Origin of the sequence: Streptomyces sp. NPDC012637 (assembly GCF_042954805.1) — a bacterium.
In the GTDB taxonomy this organism is placed as follows: Bacteria; Actinomycetota; Actinomycetes; order Streptomycetales; family Streptomycetaceae; genus Streptomyces.
Genome location: NZ_JBIBDS010000004.1, coordinates 638,141 through 657,309, shown reverse-complemented (window position 1 = coordinate 657,309; position 19,169 = coordinate 638,141). Strand labels below are relative to the sequence as shown.

General features: G+C 70.1%; 18 protein-coding genes, 1 tRNA gene and 1 other RNA gene. 11 read left to right on the top strand and 9 right to left on the bottom strand.

From position 1 onward, the window contains the following. Positions 1-33: 33 nt before the first annotated feature. Positions 34-132: signal recognition particle sRNA small type (gene ffs, locus ACFY8W_RS20070), an RNA gene on the bottom strand. 129 nt (positions 133-261) lie between these two features. Between ffs and ACFY8W_RS20065 the strand changes: the two genes are divergently transcribed. Next, positions 262-349 (top strand) — tRNA-Ser (locus ACFY8W_RS20065). Positions 350-489: 140 nt separating this feature from the next. Here ACFY8W_RS20065 and ACFY8W_RS20060 read toward each other — a convergent pair. Further along, the gene (locus ACFY8W_RS20060; protein WP_391106919.1) at positions 490-807 is read right to left on the bottom strand and encodes a DNA-binding protein; all 318 of its coding nucleotides are present in this window, start codon (positions 805-807) and stop codon (positions 490-492) included. Between the two features lie 411 nt (positions 808-1,218). Between ACFY8W_RS20060 and ACFY8W_RS20055 the strand changes: the two genes are divergently transcribed. Beyond that, positions 1,219-1,830, top strand: coding sequence for a hypothetical protein (locus ACFY8W_RS20055; RefSeq protein ID WP_391106658.1), 612 nt, complete (start codon positions 1,219-1,221; stop codon positions 1,828-1,830). Positions 1,831-1,928: 98 nt separating this feature from the next. Next, positions 1,929-4,550, top strand: coding sequence for a valine--tRNA ligase (locus ACFY8W_RS20050; RefSeq protein WP_391106655.1), 2,622 nt, complete (start codon positions 1,929-1,931; stop codon positions 4,548-4,550). A gap of 77 nt (positions 4,551-4,627) precedes the next feature. On the opposite strand, the gene ACFY8W_RS20045 is transcribed toward ACFY8W_RS20050, so the two are convergent. The 3 genes from ACFY8W_RS20045 to ACFY8W_RS20035 are packed head-to-tail and all read right to left on the bottom strand — an operon-like array spanning position 4,628 to position 7,713. Further along, on the bottom strand, positions 4,628-5,554 hold the full coding sequence (locus tag ACFY8W_RS20045; RefSeq protein ID WP_391106652.1) for a glycosyltransferase: 927 nt from the start codon (positions 5,552-5,554) through the stop codon (positions 4,628-4,630). Further along, on the bottom strand, positions 5,551-6,267 hold the full coding sequence (locus tag ACFY8W_RS20040; RefSeq protein ID WP_391106650.1) for a methyltransferase domain-containing protein: 717 nt from the start codon (positions 6,265-6,267) through the stop codon (positions 5,551-5,553). The genes ACFY8W_RS20045 and ACFY8W_RS20040 overlap by 4 nt, the downstream gene beginning before the upstream one ends. A 42-nt stretch (positions 6,268-6,309) precedes the next feature. Next, positions 6,310-7,713 carry a hypothetical protein gene (locus ACFY8W_RS20035; protein WP_391106649.1) on the bottom strand — a complete coding sequence of 468 codons (1,404 nt, stop codon included), beginning with the start codon at positions 7,711-7,713 and terminating at the stop codon, positions 6,310-6,312. Positions 7,714-8,183: 470 nt separating this feature from the next. On the opposite strand from ACFY8W_RS20035, the gene ACFY8W_RS20030 reads away from it, so the two are divergent. Continuing rightward, entirely contained in the window at positions 8,184-9,458 is a 1,275-nt protein-coding gene (locus ACFY8W_RS20030) for a transcriptional regulator (protein ID WP_391106647.1), read from the top strand. Here ACFY8W_RS20030 and ACFY8W_RS20025 read toward each other — a convergent pair. Next, positions 9,439-10,098, bottom strand: a complete 660-nt coding sequence (locus tag ACFY8W_RS20025; RefSeq protein ID WP_391106645.1) for an HAD-IA family hydrolase — start codon at positions 10,096-10,098, stop codon at positions 9,439-9,441. The two genes, ACFY8W_RS20030 and ACFY8W_RS20025, sit on opposite strands and share 20 nt — an antisense overlap. A 249-nt stretch (positions 10,099-10,347) precedes the next feature. Here ACFY8W_RS20025 and ACFY8W_RS20020 point away from each other — a divergent pair, with 249 nt between their 5' ends. The 3 genes from ACFY8W_RS20020 (at position 10,348) to ACFY8W_RS20010 (ending at position 11,221) form a co-directional block, all read left to right on the top strand. Further along, positions 10,348-10,521 (top strand): hypothetical protein, encoded by a 174-nt coding sequence (locus ACFY8W_RS20020; RefSeq protein ID WP_391106642.1) that lies wholly within the window; start codon positions 10,348-10,350, stop codon positions 10,519-10,521. Between the two features lie 65 nt (positions 10,522-10,586). Then, positions 10,587-10,802 (top strand): type II toxin-antitoxin system VapB family antitoxin, encoded by a 216-nt coding sequence (locus tag ACFY8W_RS20015; RefSeq protein WP_114058220.1) that lies wholly within the window; start codon positions 10,587-10,589, stop codon positions 10,800-10,802. Then, positions 10,799-11,221: a PIN domain-containing protein gene (locus ACFY8W_RS20010; RefSeq protein WP_391106638.1), complete on the top strand. Its 423-nt coding sequence runs from the start codon at positions 10,799-10,801 to the stop codon at positions 11,219-11,221. Before ACFY8W_RS20015 ends, ACFY8W_RS20010 begins: the two co-directional genes overlap by 4 nt. A 569-nt stretch (positions 11,222-11,790) precedes the next feature. Here the strand turns inward: ACFY8W_RS20010 and ACFY8W_RS20005 are convergent. From ACFY8W_RS20005 to ACFY8W_RS19995, 3 genes are all read right to left on the bottom strand, one after another. After that, entirely contained in the window at positions 11,791-13,554 is a 1,764-nt protein-coding gene (locus ACFY8W_RS20005; RefSeq protein ID WP_391106636.1) for a hypothetical protein, read from the bottom strand. Positions 13,555-13,711: 157 nt separating this feature from the next. Continuing rightward, complete coding sequence (locus ACFY8W_RS20000; RefSeq protein WP_391106633.1) at positions 13,712-14,029, bottom strand: hypothetical protein; 318 nt, start codon at positions 14,027-14,029, stop codon at positions 13,712-13,714. Positions 14,030-14,251: 222 nt separating this feature from the next. Next, complete coding sequence (locus ACFY8W_RS19995) at positions 14,252-15,565, bottom strand: MFS transporter (protein ID WP_391106630.1); 1,314 nt, start codon at positions 15,563-15,565, stop codon at positions 14,252-14,254. Between ACFY8W_RS19995 and ACFY8W_RS19990 the strand changes: the two genes are divergently transcribed. The 4 genes from ACFY8W_RS19990 to ACFY8W_RS19975 all read left to right on the top strand — a co-directional run bounded on the left by ACFY8W_RS19990 (position 15,558) and on the right by ACFY8W_RS19975 (position 19,129). Beyond that, entirely contained in the window at positions 15,558-16,004 is a 447-nt protein-coding gene (locus ACFY8W_RS19990; protein ID WP_391106627.1) for a hypothetical protein, read from the top strand. The two genes, ACFY8W_RS19995 and ACFY8W_RS19990, sit on opposite strands and share 8 nt — an antisense overlap. Before the next feature lie 77 nt (positions 16,005-16,081). Next, positions 16,082-17,062 carry a DUF5937 family protein gene (locus tag ACFY8W_RS19985; protein ID WP_391106625.1) on the top strand — a complete coding sequence of 327 codons (981 nt, stop codon included), beginning with the start codon at positions 16,082-16,084 and terminating at the stop codon, positions 17,060-17,062. Then, positions 17,059-18,057 (top strand): alpha/beta fold hydrolase, encoded by a 999-nt coding sequence (locus ACFY8W_RS19980; RefSeq protein ID WP_391106622.1) that lies wholly within the window; start codon positions 17,059-17,061, stop codon positions 18,055-18,057. The genes ACFY8W_RS19985 and ACFY8W_RS19980 overlap by 4 nt, the downstream gene beginning before the upstream one ends. Before the next feature lie 10 nt (positions 18,058-18,067). Continuing rightward, on the top strand, positions 18,068-19,129 hold the full coding sequence (locus ACFY8W_RS19975; RefSeq protein ID WP_391106619.1) for an aldo/keto reductase: 1,062 nt from the start codon (positions 18,068-18,070) through the stop codon (positions 19,127-19,129). The last annotated feature ends 40 nt before the right edge of the window (positions 19,130-19,169 follow it).

The following is a 19,169-nucleotide window of genomic DNA, read 5'->3' as shown; positions in this document are numbered from 1 at the left end:
TACGAGGTTATAGGCGCCCACTGACAACCCGGGAACGCAAGCGCCCCCCACGCACCCGCCAGAGCCGACCTACCCTTGCTGCCTTCCGGCCCTGGGGGAGTTCAGTCAGATAGCGCCACGTGAGGGGCTCCGCCCAGAGTACCCGATCCGAACCCCCACTCGGTCCCCCTCACCCACCTGCGCCCTTCCCTCACCCCCGGCCCACCCTCCGCCCCGGATCACGTGCGCGAGCACCCTCTCCGGTCATGTAATGTTCTCCACGGAGGATTCGCCTAGAGGCCTAGGGCGCACGCTTGGAAAGCGTGTTGGGGGCAACCCCTCACGAGTTCGAATCTCGTATCCTCCGCCACGGCTGAACAGCCGAAACGAAGGTCCCGACCGCACTGCGGCCGGGACCTTCGTCGTTGCGTGGTTGCAGTTCCCGGCTGGCGCCTGTTGAGGACGGACCGGCACACGAGTACAGGGCGGCGTTCCGCCCGTAGCGCCGCATCAGCTGGCCGCAGCCGGCGCACAGCCCGAGCTCCCACGGCGGGCATCCCAGCGCGGCGGAAGCGGCGGCACGTTCCACGGTGGTGATCCGCATCGGGCCGCCGTTCCGATCTTGACCGAGGCGATCTCGCCGGAGGGGACGTACTCGTACAGCTTGGTGCGGCCGATGCCGATCCGGCGAGCTGCCTCGGCAACGGCGAGGGCGACCAGGGTCGTGTCGCCGGCGGATCGCCGCTCGACCATCAAGGTGCGCAGGGCGTCTTCGGAGACGTCCAAGAGCTGGGCTATCTGGGACATGGGCAGCGCGGGCTGCGGCAGGGGTACTCCTCCCGCCGGCATCGCGGCGTCGCGGGAGCGCCAACTCCCGTCGGCCCGGCCGGTGGCGTCGTTGCTGCGGGCGCCGACAGCCTCCGCCGACACCAGGACTGAGCGCAGCAGAGGCACGGCCCCAGCCACAAGAAACCGACGGCCGGTGGTCGGGAGTGCTCCCACCACCGGCCGTGACCCGTCGTCCATCGGACGGCCCCGCAAAAGTCAGACCGCGAGAGTCGGTAGCCGGCGGACAGAATCCTTCCGGCTAGCGATAGCCCAGTGGTGCATCCGACAGATCGAACATGCGATTAGCGGGGTTCCTGGGACCGAGCACACTCACACGGCAACCGACTAACGTACGGGCCGAATCGCCCCCGCGAAGCTCGCACGACATCACACCTGAACAGGAACAGCCACATGCCAGTACGCCCCGAGCTGCCGGAGATCTTGAACCGGGCCGATTTCGGTGGTCTCGCCAAGCGGGAGCCGAAGAGCGTCGCGAAGATGGCCAGCCGTGGCCTCCTGGCCGAACCGACCCACCAGCACCACGGCAAGCCCATCTGGGAGAAGCCGGTGGCCATGGACTGGTTCCGCGCACTGCACGACCACGCGGTCGTCGTTCCGGGCAACGAGCTGGCCTTCGCCGAGCTACGGGACCACGGCATCTACATGTGCCCCGCGACCAGCAACCACCTGAGCCTGGCCCGGCCACGGCTTCTGGTCATGTACACCCCTGGCGGCGGCGGTCGCGTATTCGAAGTCACGGCCGTCGAGACCGTCAAGCAGGAGCTTCCCGGAACCCGGGCCACGACTCCGGAGACCGTGGAGATCACGCGCACGAGGGAAAGCGCGGATCGGACCACGTACCCGTGGACGATCTTCTTCCTGTCCGAGGTGGGCAGCGTCGAGATGATCACTCCCGTCATCCAGCAGGGACGCTATGTGACCATCCGCGATGTCCAGCAGGCCATGAAGTCGGGCAAGCTCCTGGTGCCACCGCTCGACAATGCGTTCCCCGTTCGACAGTGAATCACCTGCCGGAGGCGGTAATAGGGGGTAATCGGGCCCCGGTGACGCTAGTAAAAGCCAGGCGAGAGTAGCCGGGGCACGCCCTTAGAATGGCCGTCGTGACCGACAACACTCAGCAGCAGACAGCGCCCACCACCGAACTGCCGACCCAGTACGCGCCGGCCGAGGTAGAAGGACCGCTGTACGAGCGCTGGGTAGAACGCGGGTACTTCGAGGCGGACGCGAAGAGCGAGAAGCCGGCGTACACCATCGTCATCCCGCCGCCGAACGTCACCGGCTCGCTCCACCTGGGCCACGCCTTCGAGCACACGCTGATCGACGCCCTCACCCGCCGCAAGCGCATGCAGGGCTTCGAGACGCTGTGGCAGCCGGGCATGGACCACGCCGGCATCGCCACCCAGAACGTCGTCGAGCGCGAGCTCGCCAAGGAGGGCAAGTCCCGCCACGACCTGGGCCGCGAAGCCTTCGTCGAGCGCGTCTGGGAGTGGAAGGCCGAGTCCGGCGGCCAGATCGCCGGTCAGATGCGCCGCCTCGGCGAGGGCCTGGCCTGGAGCCGGGACCGCTTCACCATGGACGAGGGCCTGTCCCGGGCCGTCCAGACCGTCTTCAAGAAGATGTTCGACGACGGCCTGATCTACCGCGCCGAGCGCATCATCAACTGGTGCCCGCGCTGTCTGACGGCCATCTCCGACATCGAGGTCGACTACCAGGACGACGACGGCGAGCTCGTCTCCATGAAGTACGGCGAGGGTGACGACACCATCGTCGTCGCCACGACCCGCGCCGAGACGATGCTCGGCGACACCGCCGTCGCCGTCCACCCCGACGACGAGCGCTACGCCCACCTCATCGGCAAGCAGATCAAGCTGCCGCTGACCGACCGCACGATCCCCGTCGTCGCCGACACGCACGTCGACCCGGAGTTCGGCACCGGCGCCGTCAAGGTGACCCCGGCCCACGACCCGAACGACTTCGCCATCGGCCAGCGCCACAACCTCGAATCCATCGAGGTCCTCGACGAGCGCGGCGTCATCACCACCCATGGCCCCTTCCAGGGCCTGGACCGCTTCGAGGCCCGCTCCGCCATCGTCGCCGCCCTGCGCGCCGAGGGCCGGATCGTCGCCGAGAAGCGCCCGTACGTCCACTCCGTGGGCCACTGCTCGCGCTGCAAGACGACGCTGGAGCCCCGCCTCTCGATGCAGTGGTGGGTCAAGGTTGAAACGCTGGCCAAGGCTGCCGGCGACGCGGTCCGCGACGGTCGGGTCAACATCCACCCGGCCGACATGTCGCAGCGCTACTTCGACTGGGTCGACAACCTGAACGACTGGTGCATCTCGCGTCAGCTGTGGTGGGGCCACCGCATCCCCGTCTGGCACGGCCCGAACGGCGAGCTGGTCTGCGTCGGCCCCGACGACGAGGCGCCCACCGGCGAGGGCTGGACGCAGGACACCGACGTCCTCGACACGTGGTTCTCGTCCGGCCTGTGGCCGTTCTCCACGCTCGGCTGGCCGGAGCAGACTCCCGACCTGGAGAAGTTCTACCCGAACTCCGTCCTGGTCACCGGCTACGACCTCATGTTCTTCTGGGTCGCCCGGATGATGATGTTCGGCCTGTACGCGATGGACGGCCAGCCGCCGTTCCACACGATCGCGTTCCACGGCATGGTCCGCGACGAGTTCGGCAAGAAGATGTCGAAGTCGTTCGGGAACACGGTCAACCCGCTGGACTGGATGGACAAGTACGGCTCCGACGCCCTGCGCTTCACCCTGGCCAAGGGCGCCAACCCGGGCGTCGACGTCCCGATCGGCGAGGACTGGGTCCAGGCGTCCCGTAACTTCGCCAACAAGATCTGGAACGCCACCCGCTTCGCGATGATGAACGGCGCGACGGTCGAGGGCCCGCTGCCGGACGCCTCCGCGATGTCTGCGACGGACCGCTGGATCCTGTCCCGCCTGAACAAGGTCGTCGCCGAGGCGGACGCCTACTACGACGACTACCAGTTCGCGAAGCTCGCCGACGCCCTGTACCACTTCGCGTGGGACGAGGTCTTCGACTGGTACGTCGAGCTGTCGAAGACGACGTTCTTCGAGGCCGGCGAGCAGGCCAAGGTCTCGGCCCGCGTCCTGGGCGAGGTCCTCGACGTCACCCTGCGGCTGCTGCACCCGATCGTCCCGTTCGTCACGGACACCCTGTGGACCACGCTGACGGGCCGCGAGTCGGTCGTCATCGCCGAGTGGCCGACCGACTCCGGCTTCCGCGACGAGGCCGCGGAGAAGGAGATCGAGCTGGTCCAGCGGGTCGTCACCGAGGTCCGCCGCTTCCGCTCGGACCAGGGCCTCCAGCCCGGCCAGAAGGTCCCGGCCCGCCTGGAACTGGACGGCACCGCGCTCGCCCCGCACGAGGGTGCCATCCGGCAGGTGCTGCGCCTCCAGCCGGAGGGCGACGGGTTCGCCGCCACCGCCTCCCTGCCGGTCGCCGGCGCCACCGTCGCGCTCGACCTCTCGGGCACCATCGACGTGGCCGCCGAGCGCAAGCGCCTCGCCAAGGACCTGGCCGCCGCCGAGAAGGAGAAGGCTCAGGCCGAGGGCAAGCTCGGCAACGAGGCGTTCCTGGCGAAGGCCCCCGACAACGTCGTGGACAAGATCAAGGGCCGCCTCGCCAAGGCGGACGAGGACATCGCCCGCATCCAGGCCCAGCTGGACAAGCTGCCGCCGCAGTAGGCACCGGAACACGCCCGTGGGGGCCCAGACCGTCTGGTCTGGGCCCCCTTCGGGCCCTTCGGCCTCCGGCACTGGCCCTACGGAATCCCCAGTGCCTCGTACGGGCTCGACAGAGAGAACTCGCGCTGCTGCGCGACGATCTGGGCCTGGTGGAGATCGAACTGCGCCATGTACAGAAGGTCGTCGAGGCGTGTCGGCTTCTGCTCCAGCACGTCGAGGGCGATCTCGGCAGCGCTGTCGTTTCGCTCCAGCCGATCCCGGAAGAAGTCGAGGTTCTTCTCCACGACAAGGCGAGTCATGTCGAGCTCCGAGACCTCCGCATCGGACACTCGGTCGACTCGCGAGTGCACCCGGTACTCATAGAACGGGCCGGCGACACAGCGGATGGTGTTGCCCGCCCCTCGCCTGAACCGACTGGCCAGCAGATTGACGGCGAAGGCCCAGTCTCCCCACTTGAGCACCCTCGAGTCGTACAGGCCGCATTCCAGTGCGTCAGCCCTGCGGCAGACGATCGACGTCGGGACGTGGTGCTTGCGCACCACGAGGTCCTCGCGGCAGGGGTACGAGGAGATGGTGAAGCCCTCGAAGGCGCCGAACATCCACGACATCGTGTGCACGAACGCGGTGTCGGGGTCGGATTCGAGGATGTCCACCGCCCTGTCCGGGTAGGACCCTGTCGCCAGGAGGAACGGCTCGGTGGCCAGCCGGTCGTCGGCATCCACCTGCATCACGTACTCCAGCCGCGCGGCTGCCAGTCCGGCGTTCCTGGCCGCGTGGTGCCCCTGGCGCTGCTCGAGTCGGACGACGCGTACGCCGGGCAGCTCGGCGCAGGTGTCAATGGCCTTCCGGGTCGTGTCGTCGTCCGACCCGTCGTCCACGATCACCACCTCGTACGGTCGCCGAAGCGGCTGCTCGACAACCGACTCCACCGCCTCGATGAGGTAGTCGCCGGCGTTGTGGCAAGGGATGACGAAGCTGATGCCTCCATGGCCCGTGGTTGTCACGAGGCTTCCCGTCCCTTCATGGTCACGGTGCCGGCCGAAACTCGGCACCTCCGCACCGCGGTGACGGTCGCACGAGTCGCCTCGAAGTAGGTGCGGCGCGAGCGCGTGTTCTGCTCGGTGTGGTCGTCCCAGGTCACGGTCATGTTCCAGCCCTCATAGATCCGCTCCAGCGCGCGGATGAGGGTGTCCGGCGTGTACCGGGCCTCGCCCTCGATGTGGATCTGACCGCCATGGGCGTCCGTCCGGGAGATCCCGGTGAAGACCTCCAGGTAGTGCACGTTGACCGATCGGGAGCTCTGTACGGCCTGGGTGAGCACGGCTTCGACGTCGCGCTGGGACAGGTAGTGGAGTACGTCCTTGGCGACGAGCAGGCCGAAGTCCTCCTCGACCACGTACTGCTCGATGAGGGACTCCACCACCGTGACGCGCTCCGCCAGGTCCTCGTGCGGCGAGAGTCGCCGGAGCAGCGGTTCGGCCGGGGCCTGGTCCACCGCGACGACGGTGAAGCCGGCCTTCGCCAGGGCGATGGTGTAGGCCCCGGCGCCGTATCCGAGGTCGAGAGCGCGACGCGGGATGTCGGCGGGGAGGGACGTCAGCAGGGCGCGGAACCGCGCCGAGACGGGCGCATGCAGCTGCTCTCCGGTGCTTCGACCGTTCCGTAACGCGTCCGCGTAGAAGGCGTGGAGGGACGCCTTCGAGTGCTGTACAGGCAAGGGGCACCACCTGGGGCTGGAGGGGTAAGCGAGGGGAGGCATCTAGAAGTCGGCGATCTCGACCGGCCGGCCGGGCGTGAGCAGGGAGGTCGCCAGCGCTTCGGTGACCTGCATCGGCAGCAGGTGCGCGGCGAGCGAGCTCCGGTTCTCGGTTCCCCGAAGCCAGTTCTCCATGAGCTGCCGGTTGCTGTCGCTGTGGAACAGCCCGTCGAACGTCCTGACCGACGTGTACTGCTCTTCCGGCAGCAGGGAGGCGTTCGCCCTCGTGGTCAGCCGGGCGAAGGCGTCGATCCGGTCCGCGTTCTGCCCGCGGGGCACGTCGTAGCAGTGGACGTGCGCGGAGTAGAGGGTCGAGAGCTGCGCTTCGAGGTCGACGCTGGAGGTGCGGCCGTTCTTGTTGTAGACGTCGTCCGGGAGGTCATGCCAGCTGCGGACGGACGGCGTCGTCTGCTCGAAGGACAGCGTCCCGACGGTCAGGGTCCGCTCCGACTCGACGTCGACCAGGCGGAACGTGGCGGTGATGTCCGTCTCGCCGAAGGCGTTCTCCAGGATCGCGGAGTGCGGCCAGCGGGGGTGTCCATCCTCGAACCGGCCGGCGGCCGGCGTCGGGATCCGGAGGTGCTGATCGGCGGGGAAGGCTCCGAAGGAGCTGACTTCGAGCCGGAAGCGGCGATCGGGGAACACTAGCTTGTTGAGGGACAGGCACTGCACGGCGAGGTCCACGTAGTGGTAAGCGCCGTGCATCATCATCCCGTAGCCGTACCGGTAGGGGTGATCGTCCCGCGTCTCGTACTCGTGTTGGAGGTTCCACACACCGCCGGCGGCGCGCAGGTGGAACGAGGTGACGGGGGCCTGCCAGTCCCGTACCCGCTCTTCGAGCGAGCGCAGCACCTCCCCGTTGTAGATGCGGTGGTAGCGACTCAGCGTCATCACGGAATGCTTGGCACCCGTACGGCCGGCCTGAGCGATCAGCGCCCGCATGACCTCGGTGATGCGGGACGGCGCGAACCGGCCATCCGCCATGGGCGCCAGGACCGGCTTCTCCACCAAGGAATCGATCCCGTTCTCGACGCAGTAGCGCAGGTACGCCTCGTGCGCCCGCACCTCGGTCGCTATGTACACCTTCGTTGGCAGCTCGGGCAGGCGGAGGCGCCGTAATGCGGCTCCGATCAGCTCCGGCTGCTTCTGCCGCGCGGTCACGCCACGGCCCGACTCCGGGAGGTAGATGACCTCCCGGGGCTTCAAGTCGATCCCGTGGATGCGCTCCTCGATCGTCGGCCGCTCCGACTCCAGGTCGATGACGGAGTACGAGTCGACGTGGCCAGCCTCGATGGCGCCCTTGATGCAGGGCAAGTACTTGTTGGCGACGATCTCGTCGAAGCCGACCACGACGAGGTTGTGCCGGCGCGTGGCGGAGTGTGCGTCGGGAACGGTTGAACGACCCATGTGCTCCTCGAAACTGCGGAGGTTCGGCTGTCCGGGCGCCACGGCCGATGTCGCCCGAGACGTTCGAGAGTCGGTTCTCATGCGCATTCCTCCCACTCGTGCTGTCACTGCTCGGACCTGTTCCGAGGCAGACCGGACGTTGATCGCCGCGACGGAGGTCGCCGCTTGCCCACCACAGGACTGTTGGTCAAGCCGTCCCGGTGTTCCGGACGTACTCGCCCCCCTGCTGTCGACGAGCGGAGGTGGCCCGCCCCCTCAGCAGCAAGGCGGTAAGCGCCGCGGCGTGACGCGACCGATGTCCTCGGTCCGTGGGCGCCATATTCCTGGACCTTCAAGTCCTATTCGAGGACTCTGATGGGACATCAAGAGGACTTTGACAGGGCCTAGTTACTCCCCCGTGGATGATTTTGCGCCGTGGTGGGGACATCGCATGTCACTCTCTGAGTGAGACTTCGTCCCGGAGGAGAACCATGCCCCGTCCCGCAGGCAACACCCGACTCAAGTCCGCCCGCTTGGCGGCCGGATACAACTCACAACAGGCTCTGGCCGATGCCATCACCAAGACGGCGCCCAAGCTGGGCATCAGGGGGCTCGCTGTCGGCGTGCGTCAGATCCGACGCTGGGAGTCCGCCACACCACCCTGGCCGCAACCAGACGTCCACCGGGTCCTGACCCACCTCCTGGGCCAGAGCATGGAGGACCTGGGATTCACCCCACCTTGGGAAGCTGATCGCCGCCACGTGGGCTCGACGGTGCGCAACACCCCACGTACCCCTCTGATGGAAGCGTGGCTCGCCAGCGTCCCCGCTCAGGCTGGACCCGCAACGCAGCCAGTCACAGTGGGCAGGGACTTCGAAGCCGTCACTCGCTCTCACCGGCACCTCTACTGGTCGGTCGCCCCTGCCGCACTGCACCCTGCCGTGTTGGAGCACACCCGTCTGGGATGCGCTCTCCTGCCGGAGACTGCGAACCCCGCTCGCCAGACCGTCGCCAGCGCCCTCGCCGAGTCCTATCTACTGGCCGGGCGCATCGAGTTCTTCGACCTACGCCAGCCCGAGCAAGCCTCGGAAACCCTCTTGCGTGGCCTGCAAGCGGCGGGCGAAGCCGATGACCCTCTCCTGGGATCGGCCATCCTCGCGCACATGGCCTTCATCCCCGGCTGGACGGATGACCGGGAAGGGGCGATCGAGCGCATGATGGCTGCCCGCACCTACGCTCGACGCGGAGACGCCTCCGCGGAGCTCTGGGCGTGGCTGGATGCGGTCGAGGCGGAATGTGAGACCCGCTGCGGCGACCCTCGCGCCGCTCTCCGCCTGATCAGACACGCCGAGGACGTCCTTTCCTCGGGCTCCGATCACCCCACCCCCGAGTGGCTGGACTGGTTCAGCCCCGTGCGCCTGTCCGCGTTCAAAGGGAACACGCAGCTGAAGGCCGGCCACCTGCCACAGGCCCGCCAGACCCTTCAGGAGGTTCTCGACGACCTGCCACCCGAGTCGGACAAGCAGCGCACGGTCGTCCTCGGCGATCTCGCCGCGGTCGAAGCCGCGGACGGCCACCCAGAGGCGGCGTGCCAATACGCCGTGCAGGCCCTCGACCAGCTCGCCATCACCTGGTACGCCACGGGCATGGAGCGCGTCCGCGAGGTCCGACGCACGCTCGCCCCGTGGCAGAGCGAGCAGTGCGTCCGAGACCTCGACGATCGTCTCTACGACTGGGGAACGACTGTCAGCGCTCTCCAGCGTTGAACTTGGCGATCTTCTCGGGCAGCTCCGCGAGCGAGTCGATGCGCATCGTGGTGATCGAGTCCGCATCCGGGTCACGCTGCTGAATCGTGCCCCAGGGCCCACGCCGAATCAGAGCGGTCAGGAGCCCGGCCTGCACGGCCGGGCGGATGTCGTTGTCGAGCCGGTCGCCGACGTAGAGGATCTCGCCCGGCTCGGCAGGCGTCGCATCGATGACGTGCTCGAAGAACTTCACGTCCGGCTTCGACGCGCCCCAGTCGTCACTGGTGGCGATCAGGTCGGACGGAAGGTCCAGCCCGCGGAGCAGGCCGCCCGCACGGACGGTCTGGTTTCCAGCGATGCCCACCCACAGGCCGGCCTCCCGCAGTGCGGCCAGCGTGGGCCGCACGTCGGAGTAGAGGTCGTCCTCGCCGAACCATTCCGGCTGCCCGGCAGCCGCGCGCTTCTCGCGCTCTTCGGTCAGGTCGAACCCCGGCCGGAACTCCTGGAAGGTCTCGCGGTAGTCGCGTCCCTGCGCGATGACCGCCCCGAACATCGCCGCGAAGGTATGCCGCGGCACCTCCAGCCAGTCCGCCCAGGTCCCGTACTCCCGGGTCTCGTCGACAAGACACTCACCCACGTCGAACACCACCGCACGAATCATGCTCCGCAGGTTAGACGGCGCAGCGCCTGGAGTGGACAGCCCTGTCGGACTGCGGCTGAATATCAACCCCGCCCCTGAGCACAGGCGCCGTGAGCGCCCTCGATCCGTTCACGAGCAGCGCCCACCCGAACTGGGCAGAGGCCCGCTCGATCCGCTCGCCGTCGATGTCGTGTCCGCTCCGGCAGGCGAACGCGGGAACCTCACCGTTCCGCTTGTGTGCGGCTCGGTGGGACCGGTACGACGGTCACCATGTGCCGATGGTCGCCGCTCAACGATCGCCAGCTGGCCTTGCTCACTCGCATCACGGTGCGCACCCTCAGCCGCCTCGAACTCGACCCGCCCTACCTCGAAGCCTGGTGCCACCTGCGAGGAGACGAACGCGTCTTCACCCTCTCCCGCATCCACGGCGTCATGCCGACGTGAATCCATGACACCGATGAACCATGAGCGATATACTTGTTTCCATAGTTGATATACGGGAGGTGCGCATGAGCCGGACAGTGATTGACCTCGATGACGAGCTGGTGGCAGATGTAGCCAAAGCCCTGGGCACCAGTACCAAGAAGGAGACGGTCAACACAGCCTTGCGCGAGGTACTGGAGAACAGGCGGCGGGCGCTGGCCCTGACCCGCCTGCGCGCCGCGGCCGACGAAGGCTCGTTCGATCTGACGCTCTTCGAGGACAAGCGGAACTACCGACGGTGAACGCCGCTCTCTACCTGATTGACACCAGCGCCCTCGCCCGCTTCATGCGTGGCGACGCGGAGCAGTACGGCTGGGACCAGGCTGCGGCCGCCGGCCTGATCGCCACGTGCCCCATCACCGAGCTGGAGTTCTTCTACAGTGCCCGGTCGGCAGCCGACCGGGCACGCGGCATCGAGGACATGCGGCTGCTCTTCGGCTGGGTCCCGGTCGACGACCGCGCTTACGACCGGGCCTGGCAGGTCCAGGAAGCCCTCACCAAGCAAGGCAAGCACCGCAGCGCGGGTGCGGTCGATCTCGTTGTCGCAGCAACGGCCGAGCTGCAGGGGCTCACCCTCTTGCACTGTGACCACGATTTCGAATGCATCGCCGCGGTCACCGGCCAGCCCCTCCAGTGGTACGGCCCGGAGGGTCGTAAGTAAGTCGATCACTGGTTGCGGTTCTGGTTGCATTCACCCCCGTCCGGCCCCGCCCGGACCGAGCTACCCCGAACGCTCCGCCGCAGGTCAGAACAACTCGACCCCCGCTGGACGGGCGTACGAACAGTTGGAAAGCGTGTGGGGGGCAACCCCTCACGAGTTCGAATCTCGTATCCTCCGCCAGCCCGAAGGGCCGGACCGCAAAAGCGGCCCGGCCCTTCGGCTTTTCCCGGGTCTTCGGCCTTCCCGGATCTTCCCGTGCTTCTCAGGCTTCGGCCGCGTCGGCCGAAGCCGCGGCCGCGGTGGTCAGCAGGGCGACGAACGGTACGAGGACACGGCGCGGGACAGACGAGGAGAGGCGCATGCGCGCATCCTCGGCAGCCGCGCCGTGCCCGTTCACGCAGGCGCACCGGCGGTCGCCGGTGCTCACACCGGTGATCACCCCGGGGAGGGATGAGCGCCCCCGCCGGGTCGGCTCACCGGCCGGGTCGGCTCACCATGCGGTGCCGCTCACCGTGAGGGTCGGCTCACATGCGGGTCAGCTCGCCGTGAGGGTCAGCTCACCAGGCGGGTCAGTTCACCGGGGTGCTGATGGCCGCCGTGTTGTTCGTCAGCCTCGGGTCCGGTGTGTCGCTCGTCGCCGAGACGCTGTTGGTGAGACCGGCCCCGGCCGTCGTGCGGACCTTCACCACGAGCGAGACCGCCGCGGAGCCACCCCTGCCCAGGCTGCCGAAGTGGCAGGTCACCGTGTCCGTCGAACCGGTCGGCGGGGTGTCGCAGTGACCGGACGTGGTCGCGGCGCTCACGTAACGGACCGTCCCCGGCAGATGGTCGGTGAGGACGACGTTCTCCGCCGTGGTCGGGCCGTGGTTGTGCACGCGGATCGTGTACGTGAGGGTGGCGCCGTTCGCCACCGGCTCCGGGCTCGCCGCGATCGAGGCCACGAGGTCGGCCGACTGCACCGACAGTGCCACGGTGTGGGTGTCGCCGCCCGCCAGGGACGTGACGCCTTCGAGCAGGCGGGTGCACGGCGCGGTCTGGCCCTGGGCGCACACGCGGACCGGGATGTTGCTGCCGGTCCGGGTGCCGTCGCCGAGCTGTCCGGACTGGTTGACGCCCCAGGCCCGTACCGTGCCGTCGTCCCGCAGCGCGAGGCTGTGCGCGCCGGTGATGCCCGCGGCGACCTGGGTGACGCCGGTCAGCTTGGTGGCGCAGCCGCCGGGCGCGCACACCTGCACCGGGACCTTCCGGTCGAGGCCGGTCCCGTCGCCGATCGCGCCCCAGTTGTTGTCGCCCCAGGCGACGGCCGTGCCGTCGGTCCGGGCGGCGAGGCTGTGGTGGCCCCCGGCGGCCACGTTCCTCACTCCCGTCAGGAACGAGGTGCACGGCACGGGCTGGCCGACCGCGCACACCTTCACGGGGACGCTGGACCGCGCACCCACGCCGTCGCCCAGCGCGTCGCCCTCGCCCCACGCCCGCACGGTGCCGTCCGCGCGCACCGCGAGGCTGTGCGCCACGCCGCCCGCCACGGACACCGCCTCCGTCAGTCCGGAGACCAGGACGGGCACCCTGCGGTGGTCCTGGGCGCTCGCGTCGCCGAGCTGACCGCTGTGGTTGAGGCCCCAGGAGGCGACGCTGCCGTCGGCGCGCACCGCCAGCGAGTGCTGGTAGCCCGCGGCCAGGGCGGTGACCCCGCTCAGGTACGTGGTGCACGGCACGGCCTCGTAGACGGCGCAGACCCGGACGGGACTCGTCCGGTGGTTCACCACGGTGCCGTCGCCGAGCTGGCCGTAGCCGTTGTTGCCCCAGGAGAGGACGGTGCCGTCGGTCAGCAACGCCATGCTGTGGACGACGCCGACGGCGACGGACACGACGCCCTTCAGGAACGACGCGCACGGCGCGGGCTCCCCCGCGGCGCAGACCCGGACCGGCGTGGTGCGGTCGGTGGTGGTGCCGTCGCCGAGCTGGCCGCTGCTGTTGCCGCCCCAGGCCACGACGCTGCCGTCGTCGAGGACGCCGAGGCTGTGCCCGCCGGCGGCCGCGACCTGCACGATCCTGCCGAGCGCCGTGGTGCAGGTGGTGTTCCCGCAGACCCGGCCGGGAACGGCACCGGCCCCGGAGGTGTTGCCGTCGCCGAGCTGGCCCTTGTTGTTGCTGCCCCAGGTGAAGGGGGTGCCGGGCGGTCCCGTACGGATGTCCCGCACGCTGTCCTCCCGGGCCCCCACGGTGTCGGCGTGCGCGGGGGACGGGACCGGCAGGGCAAGGGCGGACGCGGCGAGGGCCGCCGCGGCGACGAGCAGGGTGAGGGCCCTGGCGACGGACCCGGTTCTTCGCACGATGCGCGCTCCTCTCACGGGGCTCGACCGGCCGTCGGCAGGGCGCCGACGGCTCCGGTCGACGCGCTCACCATGCGGGCGCGCCCGGGCGCGTACGTGTGAACGACACCTCGCCTTCACCCGATCAGTGCGGGCGGTACCGGTGAGGTACCGCCGGTCAGCCGAAGTTGTCGCTGGCCAGACGCAGGGCGAGCTCCTGGAGAATCGGTTCGGTGGCCGGTTCCGCGCCCGCGGCGTCATGGGCGTCGGCCACGGCCTCGAAGGCCAGGATGAAGCCGTTGACGAGGGCGCTCAGGGGTTCGGAGAGCTGGGCGAGGACCGCGAGACCGGCCTCTTCGGCGGTCGCCCCGGCCGGTACCGCGAACTGTCCTGGGATCACCTCGCCCAGGAGGTCCGAGACGAGGCCCTCGTCGACTCCGCCGCGCAGCGCCGTCAGTGCGGCGATGGCCTTGAGTTTGATCTCGTTCTCGGTCACGGAAGGAGCGTAGGAGCAAGGCACGGGCACAGCGGCGGAATTCGCGCGACACGCGGCGGACCGCCCCCACGGAGATCGGCGGGCCGAGGGGGCAGCGGGTCGGGGAGGCGAGGGCCGAGGCGGCGAGGGGCGGCGAGGGCCCGGCGGGCCGAGGCGGCGAGAGGCCGGGGGCCGACGGGCCGAGGACGCGAGAGGCCGACGGGCTGGGCTGCCGTGACCCGCTCAGGCAGCGGACGAACGAGCTGCCGGCGAACGGCCTTCGTCGGCACGGTCGTTGAAGAGGGGGCCATCGCTGACGCGATCGTTGCTGAGGGAGTCATCGCTGACGCGGTCGTTGAAGAGTGAGTCAGCGCTGACGCGGTCGTTGAAGAGTGAGTCAGCGCTGACGCAGTCGTCGCTGTCGCGGTCGTCGCGCGTGGTCGCCGGCGCCGTGCGCTCGGTCACGCGGGTGCGGAGGGCCAGTAGTGCCGCCGACGCGGCGAGGCCTGCCGCGAGGGCGGACCACCAGAGGGTGGCGGCGCCGAGGCCGGTGTAGACGGTGACGCCCAGGGTGAGGGACGCGAAGCGGGCGACGCCCCAGGTCCAGCTGAAGGCGCCCTGGTAGCGGCCGCGGGCATGGGACGGGGCCAGGTTGGCGATGAGCGCGGCCCCGATGCCGGCGACCACCACCTCGCCCAGCGACCAGACGGCGACCGAGACCGCGAAGCCCACGATCCCGTCCGCGAGTCCCGTCAGGGCCACCCCGAGGGCGATCAGCGCACTGCCCACGACCTGCACCGTGAGTTGCGGCAGACGGGCGAGCCATGCGGCGGTGAAGGGCTGGAGGGCGACGACCAGGACCGCGTTGAGGGCCGCCATCGTGCCGTACACCGCGGGCGAAAGGCCGCTGTCCCGGATCGCCAGCGGCAGCGCGACCTCGGTGAGGGAGTACACGAAGAGCTGCACACCGAGGATCGGCAGGAGCAGGACGGCGAGGCGGTCGCGCAGGACCACGCCGTAGCCGATGCCGTCGTCCGCGGGCCGCGCGCCGCGCGGCGGTTCCTGCAGGCGCGTGGCGACCACCACCGCGTACAGCAGCATCGAACCGGCGTCGACCGCGAACAGCAGCCAGTAGCCGTGCGCGGCCAGGAATCCGCCGAGGACGCCCGCGACCGCCGTGCCGATGTTCACTCCCCAGCCGAACAGGGCGTACGCGCGCTGCCGGCGCTCCGCGTCGACGGCGTCGGCCATCAGCGCGTACGCGGCCGGGGAAACCGTCATGCCGGTGGCGCTGATCAGCAGCGCGGCCGCGGCCATCGTCCACACGCCGGGAGCCAGGAACAGCGCGCCCTGCGCCGCCGCCGAACCGATCAGGCCGACGAGCATGGTGGGGCGGCGGCCGAGCCGGTCGGCGAGGACTCCGCCCACCGCCGGACCGAGGAGATTGCCGGCCCCGAGCGCACCCAGGACGTAGGTGGTGTCGGTGCCGGTCACCCCGCGCGAGGCGAGGAAGAAGACGAGGAAGGGGGTGACGAGGAAGCCGAGGCGGTTGATCACCGTTCCCGCGAAGATCGTCCAGACGACGGACGGGAGGTCCCTGAAGGAGGAAGGCAGGGCGGAGTGCCGGGACTTGTTCGACTCGGACGGCTCAGACGGCTCAGACGGCTCAGACAGCTCGGACGGCTCAGACGGCTCAGACGGCTTGGCCGACCCGGACGACTTGGACGACCTGGACGACCTGGACGACTTGGACGGCTTGGACGGCCTGGCCGACTCGGCTGACTCCGTCGGCCCGGGCGACTGCGCCGACTCGGCAGCGGGGCGGTCAATGGACTCGGCCGTGGACTCGGCCGTGGACTCGGCCGTGGACTTGCCCGTGGACTTGCCCGTGGACTCGGATGGGAGCTTGGCCGTGGACTTGGCCGTGGACTCGGATGGGGGCTTGGCCGTGGGCTTGGCGGTGGACTCGGCGGTGGGCTTCGAGGGCATGCGGTGAGCTTGCGGGCCTCCCGTCCCCACCCTCCAATGATTAGGCTCCAGCCGAATCCATTCGCCGAACAGAGGGGGCACGCGATGGACTCCGGGCTCAGTTTCTCCGCCGCCGACCTCGCCCAGACCCGCTTCGCCGTCTCCCCCATGTGGGAGGTCGTCACCAGCTTCCGGCTGCTGCTCCGCGCCGGCGACGACGGCTCCCCGGCCATGCACCGCGGCTGGGCGGCCCAGGTGCGGCCCCGGTTCCGGCACGCCGGGCTCGACCGGGGGCGGCTGGCCGCCCTGATCCCCGCCCACGGCTACCTCGCCGACTTCCTCAACCCCACGCCCGCCGGCCCCTTCCCCACCCTGGAAGACGAGCTCGAAGCCATTCGCCGCACCCCGCGCGAGAACGTCCTCCACGACCTGGGGATGCTCGGGACCGCCGCCGGTCCCCGCGGCGACGACGTCGACCTCGACCGGGTCTGCGACGAGATCCTCACCTACTGGGAACTCGCCCTCGCCCCCTACTGGGCCCGCATCCGCGGTCTCCTGGAGGCCGATGTCTTCCACCGCGCCCGCCAGGTGGCCGAGCACGGCTCCGCGCGCGTGCTGGGCGAACTCCACGAGACCGTACGGTGGGACGACGGCACCCTGCGGCTGGTACGACGGGCCTGCGCGCTCACCCGCGACCAGGCGGGTTCCGGGCTGCTGCTCATCCCGTCCGCGTTCGCGTGGCCGCGGGTCCTGACCCGCTCGGTCGCCCCCGATCCGCCCCAACTCGCCTATCCCGCGCGGGGCATCGGCAACCTGTGGGAGCCGCGCACCACGACGACCGCCACCGAGGCCGTCGCCGGCGTCCTCGGGCGCTCGCGCGCCCTGCTCCTCGCCGAGCTGGACACGCCCGCCTCGACGACCCAACTGGCCGGTGCCTTCGGCCTGTCGGCGGCCGCCGTGTCCCAGCACCTCATCGCCCTCAAGAACGCCGGCCTGGTCACCGCCCACCGCAGCGGCCGGTCCGTCCTCTACGCCCGCACCGCCGTCGCCGACGCGCTGCTCTGCCCGGAACTGGAGACCCTGTGACCCCGACGACGACCGGGACGGCCTGGACCGAACGCATCCTCGTGCGCGACGACGGCGTACGGCTCTCCCTGCGCGACTGGGGCGGCGGGGACGGTGGCGATGGCGGCGGCACTGGCAGTGGCACTGGCACTGGCACTGGCACTGGCACTGGCACTGGCACTGGCACTGACGGTGGCAGTCGCACTGACGGTGGCAGTCGCAGTGGCAGTGGCAGTGGAGGAAACCGGCGGGCCCTCCTGTTGCTGCACGGGCTCGCCGGGCACGCCGGCGAATGGGACGGTGTCGCCCGGCGGCTGCGCGCCGACGGGCACCGGGTCGTCGCCCTCGACCAGCGCGGGCACGGCGCGAGCGAGCGGCACCCGCGGGACGTCTCGCGCGCCGCGTACGTCGCCGACGTCCTCGCCGTCGTGGACGAACTCGGCCTGTCGGACGTCGTGCTGGTCGGCCAGTCGTACGGCGGGCACGCCGCCATGCTGACCGCCGCCGCCCACGCGGACCGCGTCGCCGGAGCCGTACTCGTCGAGGCCGGCCCCGGCCGGGCCGAGCCGGGCCTGCTGGAGGAGATCGGCGGGTGGCTGAGGGCGTGGCCGGTGCCGTTCCCCACGCGGGAGGCGGCCGTCGCGTACCTGGGCGGCGGAGCCGTGGGGGAAGGCTGGGCGGACGGGCTGGAGGAGCGGGACGGCGGCCTGTGGCCCCGGTTCGACCCCGAGGTGATGGTCGCCTCGCTCGCCGAGAACGCCGGCCGCTCCTGGTGGCAGGAGTGGGACGCGATCGGCGTACGGCCGTCCGTCCCCGTGCTCGCCGTCCTCGGGCAGCGGGGCATCATCCCCGGCGACGAGTACGACGGGATGGCGCGCCGGCTCCCCGCGCTCCACGGGGTCTGCGTACCCGGCACGGGGCACGACCTGCATCTGGAGCGGCCGGAGGTCCTCCACCTCCTCGTCTCCGGATTCCTGGCCGAACACCCTTGCGCTGGAGTGGACTCCAACACCTAGGGTGCGGCGCATGCGCTATCGGGTACTCGGCGGGACCGGGATCGAAGTCAGTACGTACTGCCTGGGCACGATGATGTTCGGAGCGGTCGGCAACCCCGACCACCAGGACTCCGTACGGATCATCCACGCCGCCCTCGACCAGGGGATCAACTTCGTCGACACCGCCGACATGTACTCGGCGGGCGAGTCCGAGGAGATCGTCGGGAAGGCGCTGCGCGACCCGCGCCGCCGCGACGAGACCGTGCTCGCGACCAAGGTGTACTTCCCGGTCGGCGGCGAAGGGCCCAACAGGGGCGGCACCTCGCGCCGTTGGATCACCCGGGCGGTCGAGAACAGCCTCAAGCGGCTCGGCACCGAGTGGATCGACCTCTACCAGGTCCACCGGCCCGACCACCGCACCGACATCGAGGAGACCCTCGACGTCCTCGGCGACCTGGTCTCCCAGGGCAAGATCCGGGCCTTCGGCTGCTCGACCTTCCCCGCCGAGCAGATCGTCGAGGCGCACGCCGTCGCCGAGCGGCGCGGCCTGCGCCGCTTCCGCAGCGAGCAGCCGCCGTACTCGCTGCTCGCGCGCGGCGTCGAGACCTCCGTGCTGCCGGTCGCGCAGCGGTACGGGATGGGCGTGCTGACCTGGTCGCCGCTGGCGTCCGGGTTCCTCACCGGCAAGTACCGCAAGGGTCGGGACGTCGACATGACCAGCGGCCGGGCCGCGCTCCACCCGCACCGCTTCGACCCGTCGCTGCCGGTGAACCAGGCCAAGCTGGACGCCGTCGAGGAGCTCGTGGCGCTCGCCGAGGAGATCGGCTGCACGCTGCCCGAGCTGGCGATCGCGTTCGTCACCGCCCACCCGGCGGTCACGTCGGTGATCCTCGGGCCGCGCACGATGGAGCAGCTGGAAGGGCTCCTGAAGGGCGCCTCGCTGACGCTGACGGACGAGGTCCTCGACCGGATCGACGACATCGTGCCGCCGGGCACGAACATCTACCCGCCGGACGGCGTCTGGCGGCCCGCCGCCCTCACCGACCCGGCCCTGCGCCGCCGGCCGACGGGCGAGCGCGCGGCGGCGGACTGATCCTGGGCACGTGAAGCCATGCTTGACCGCATAGGTGAAA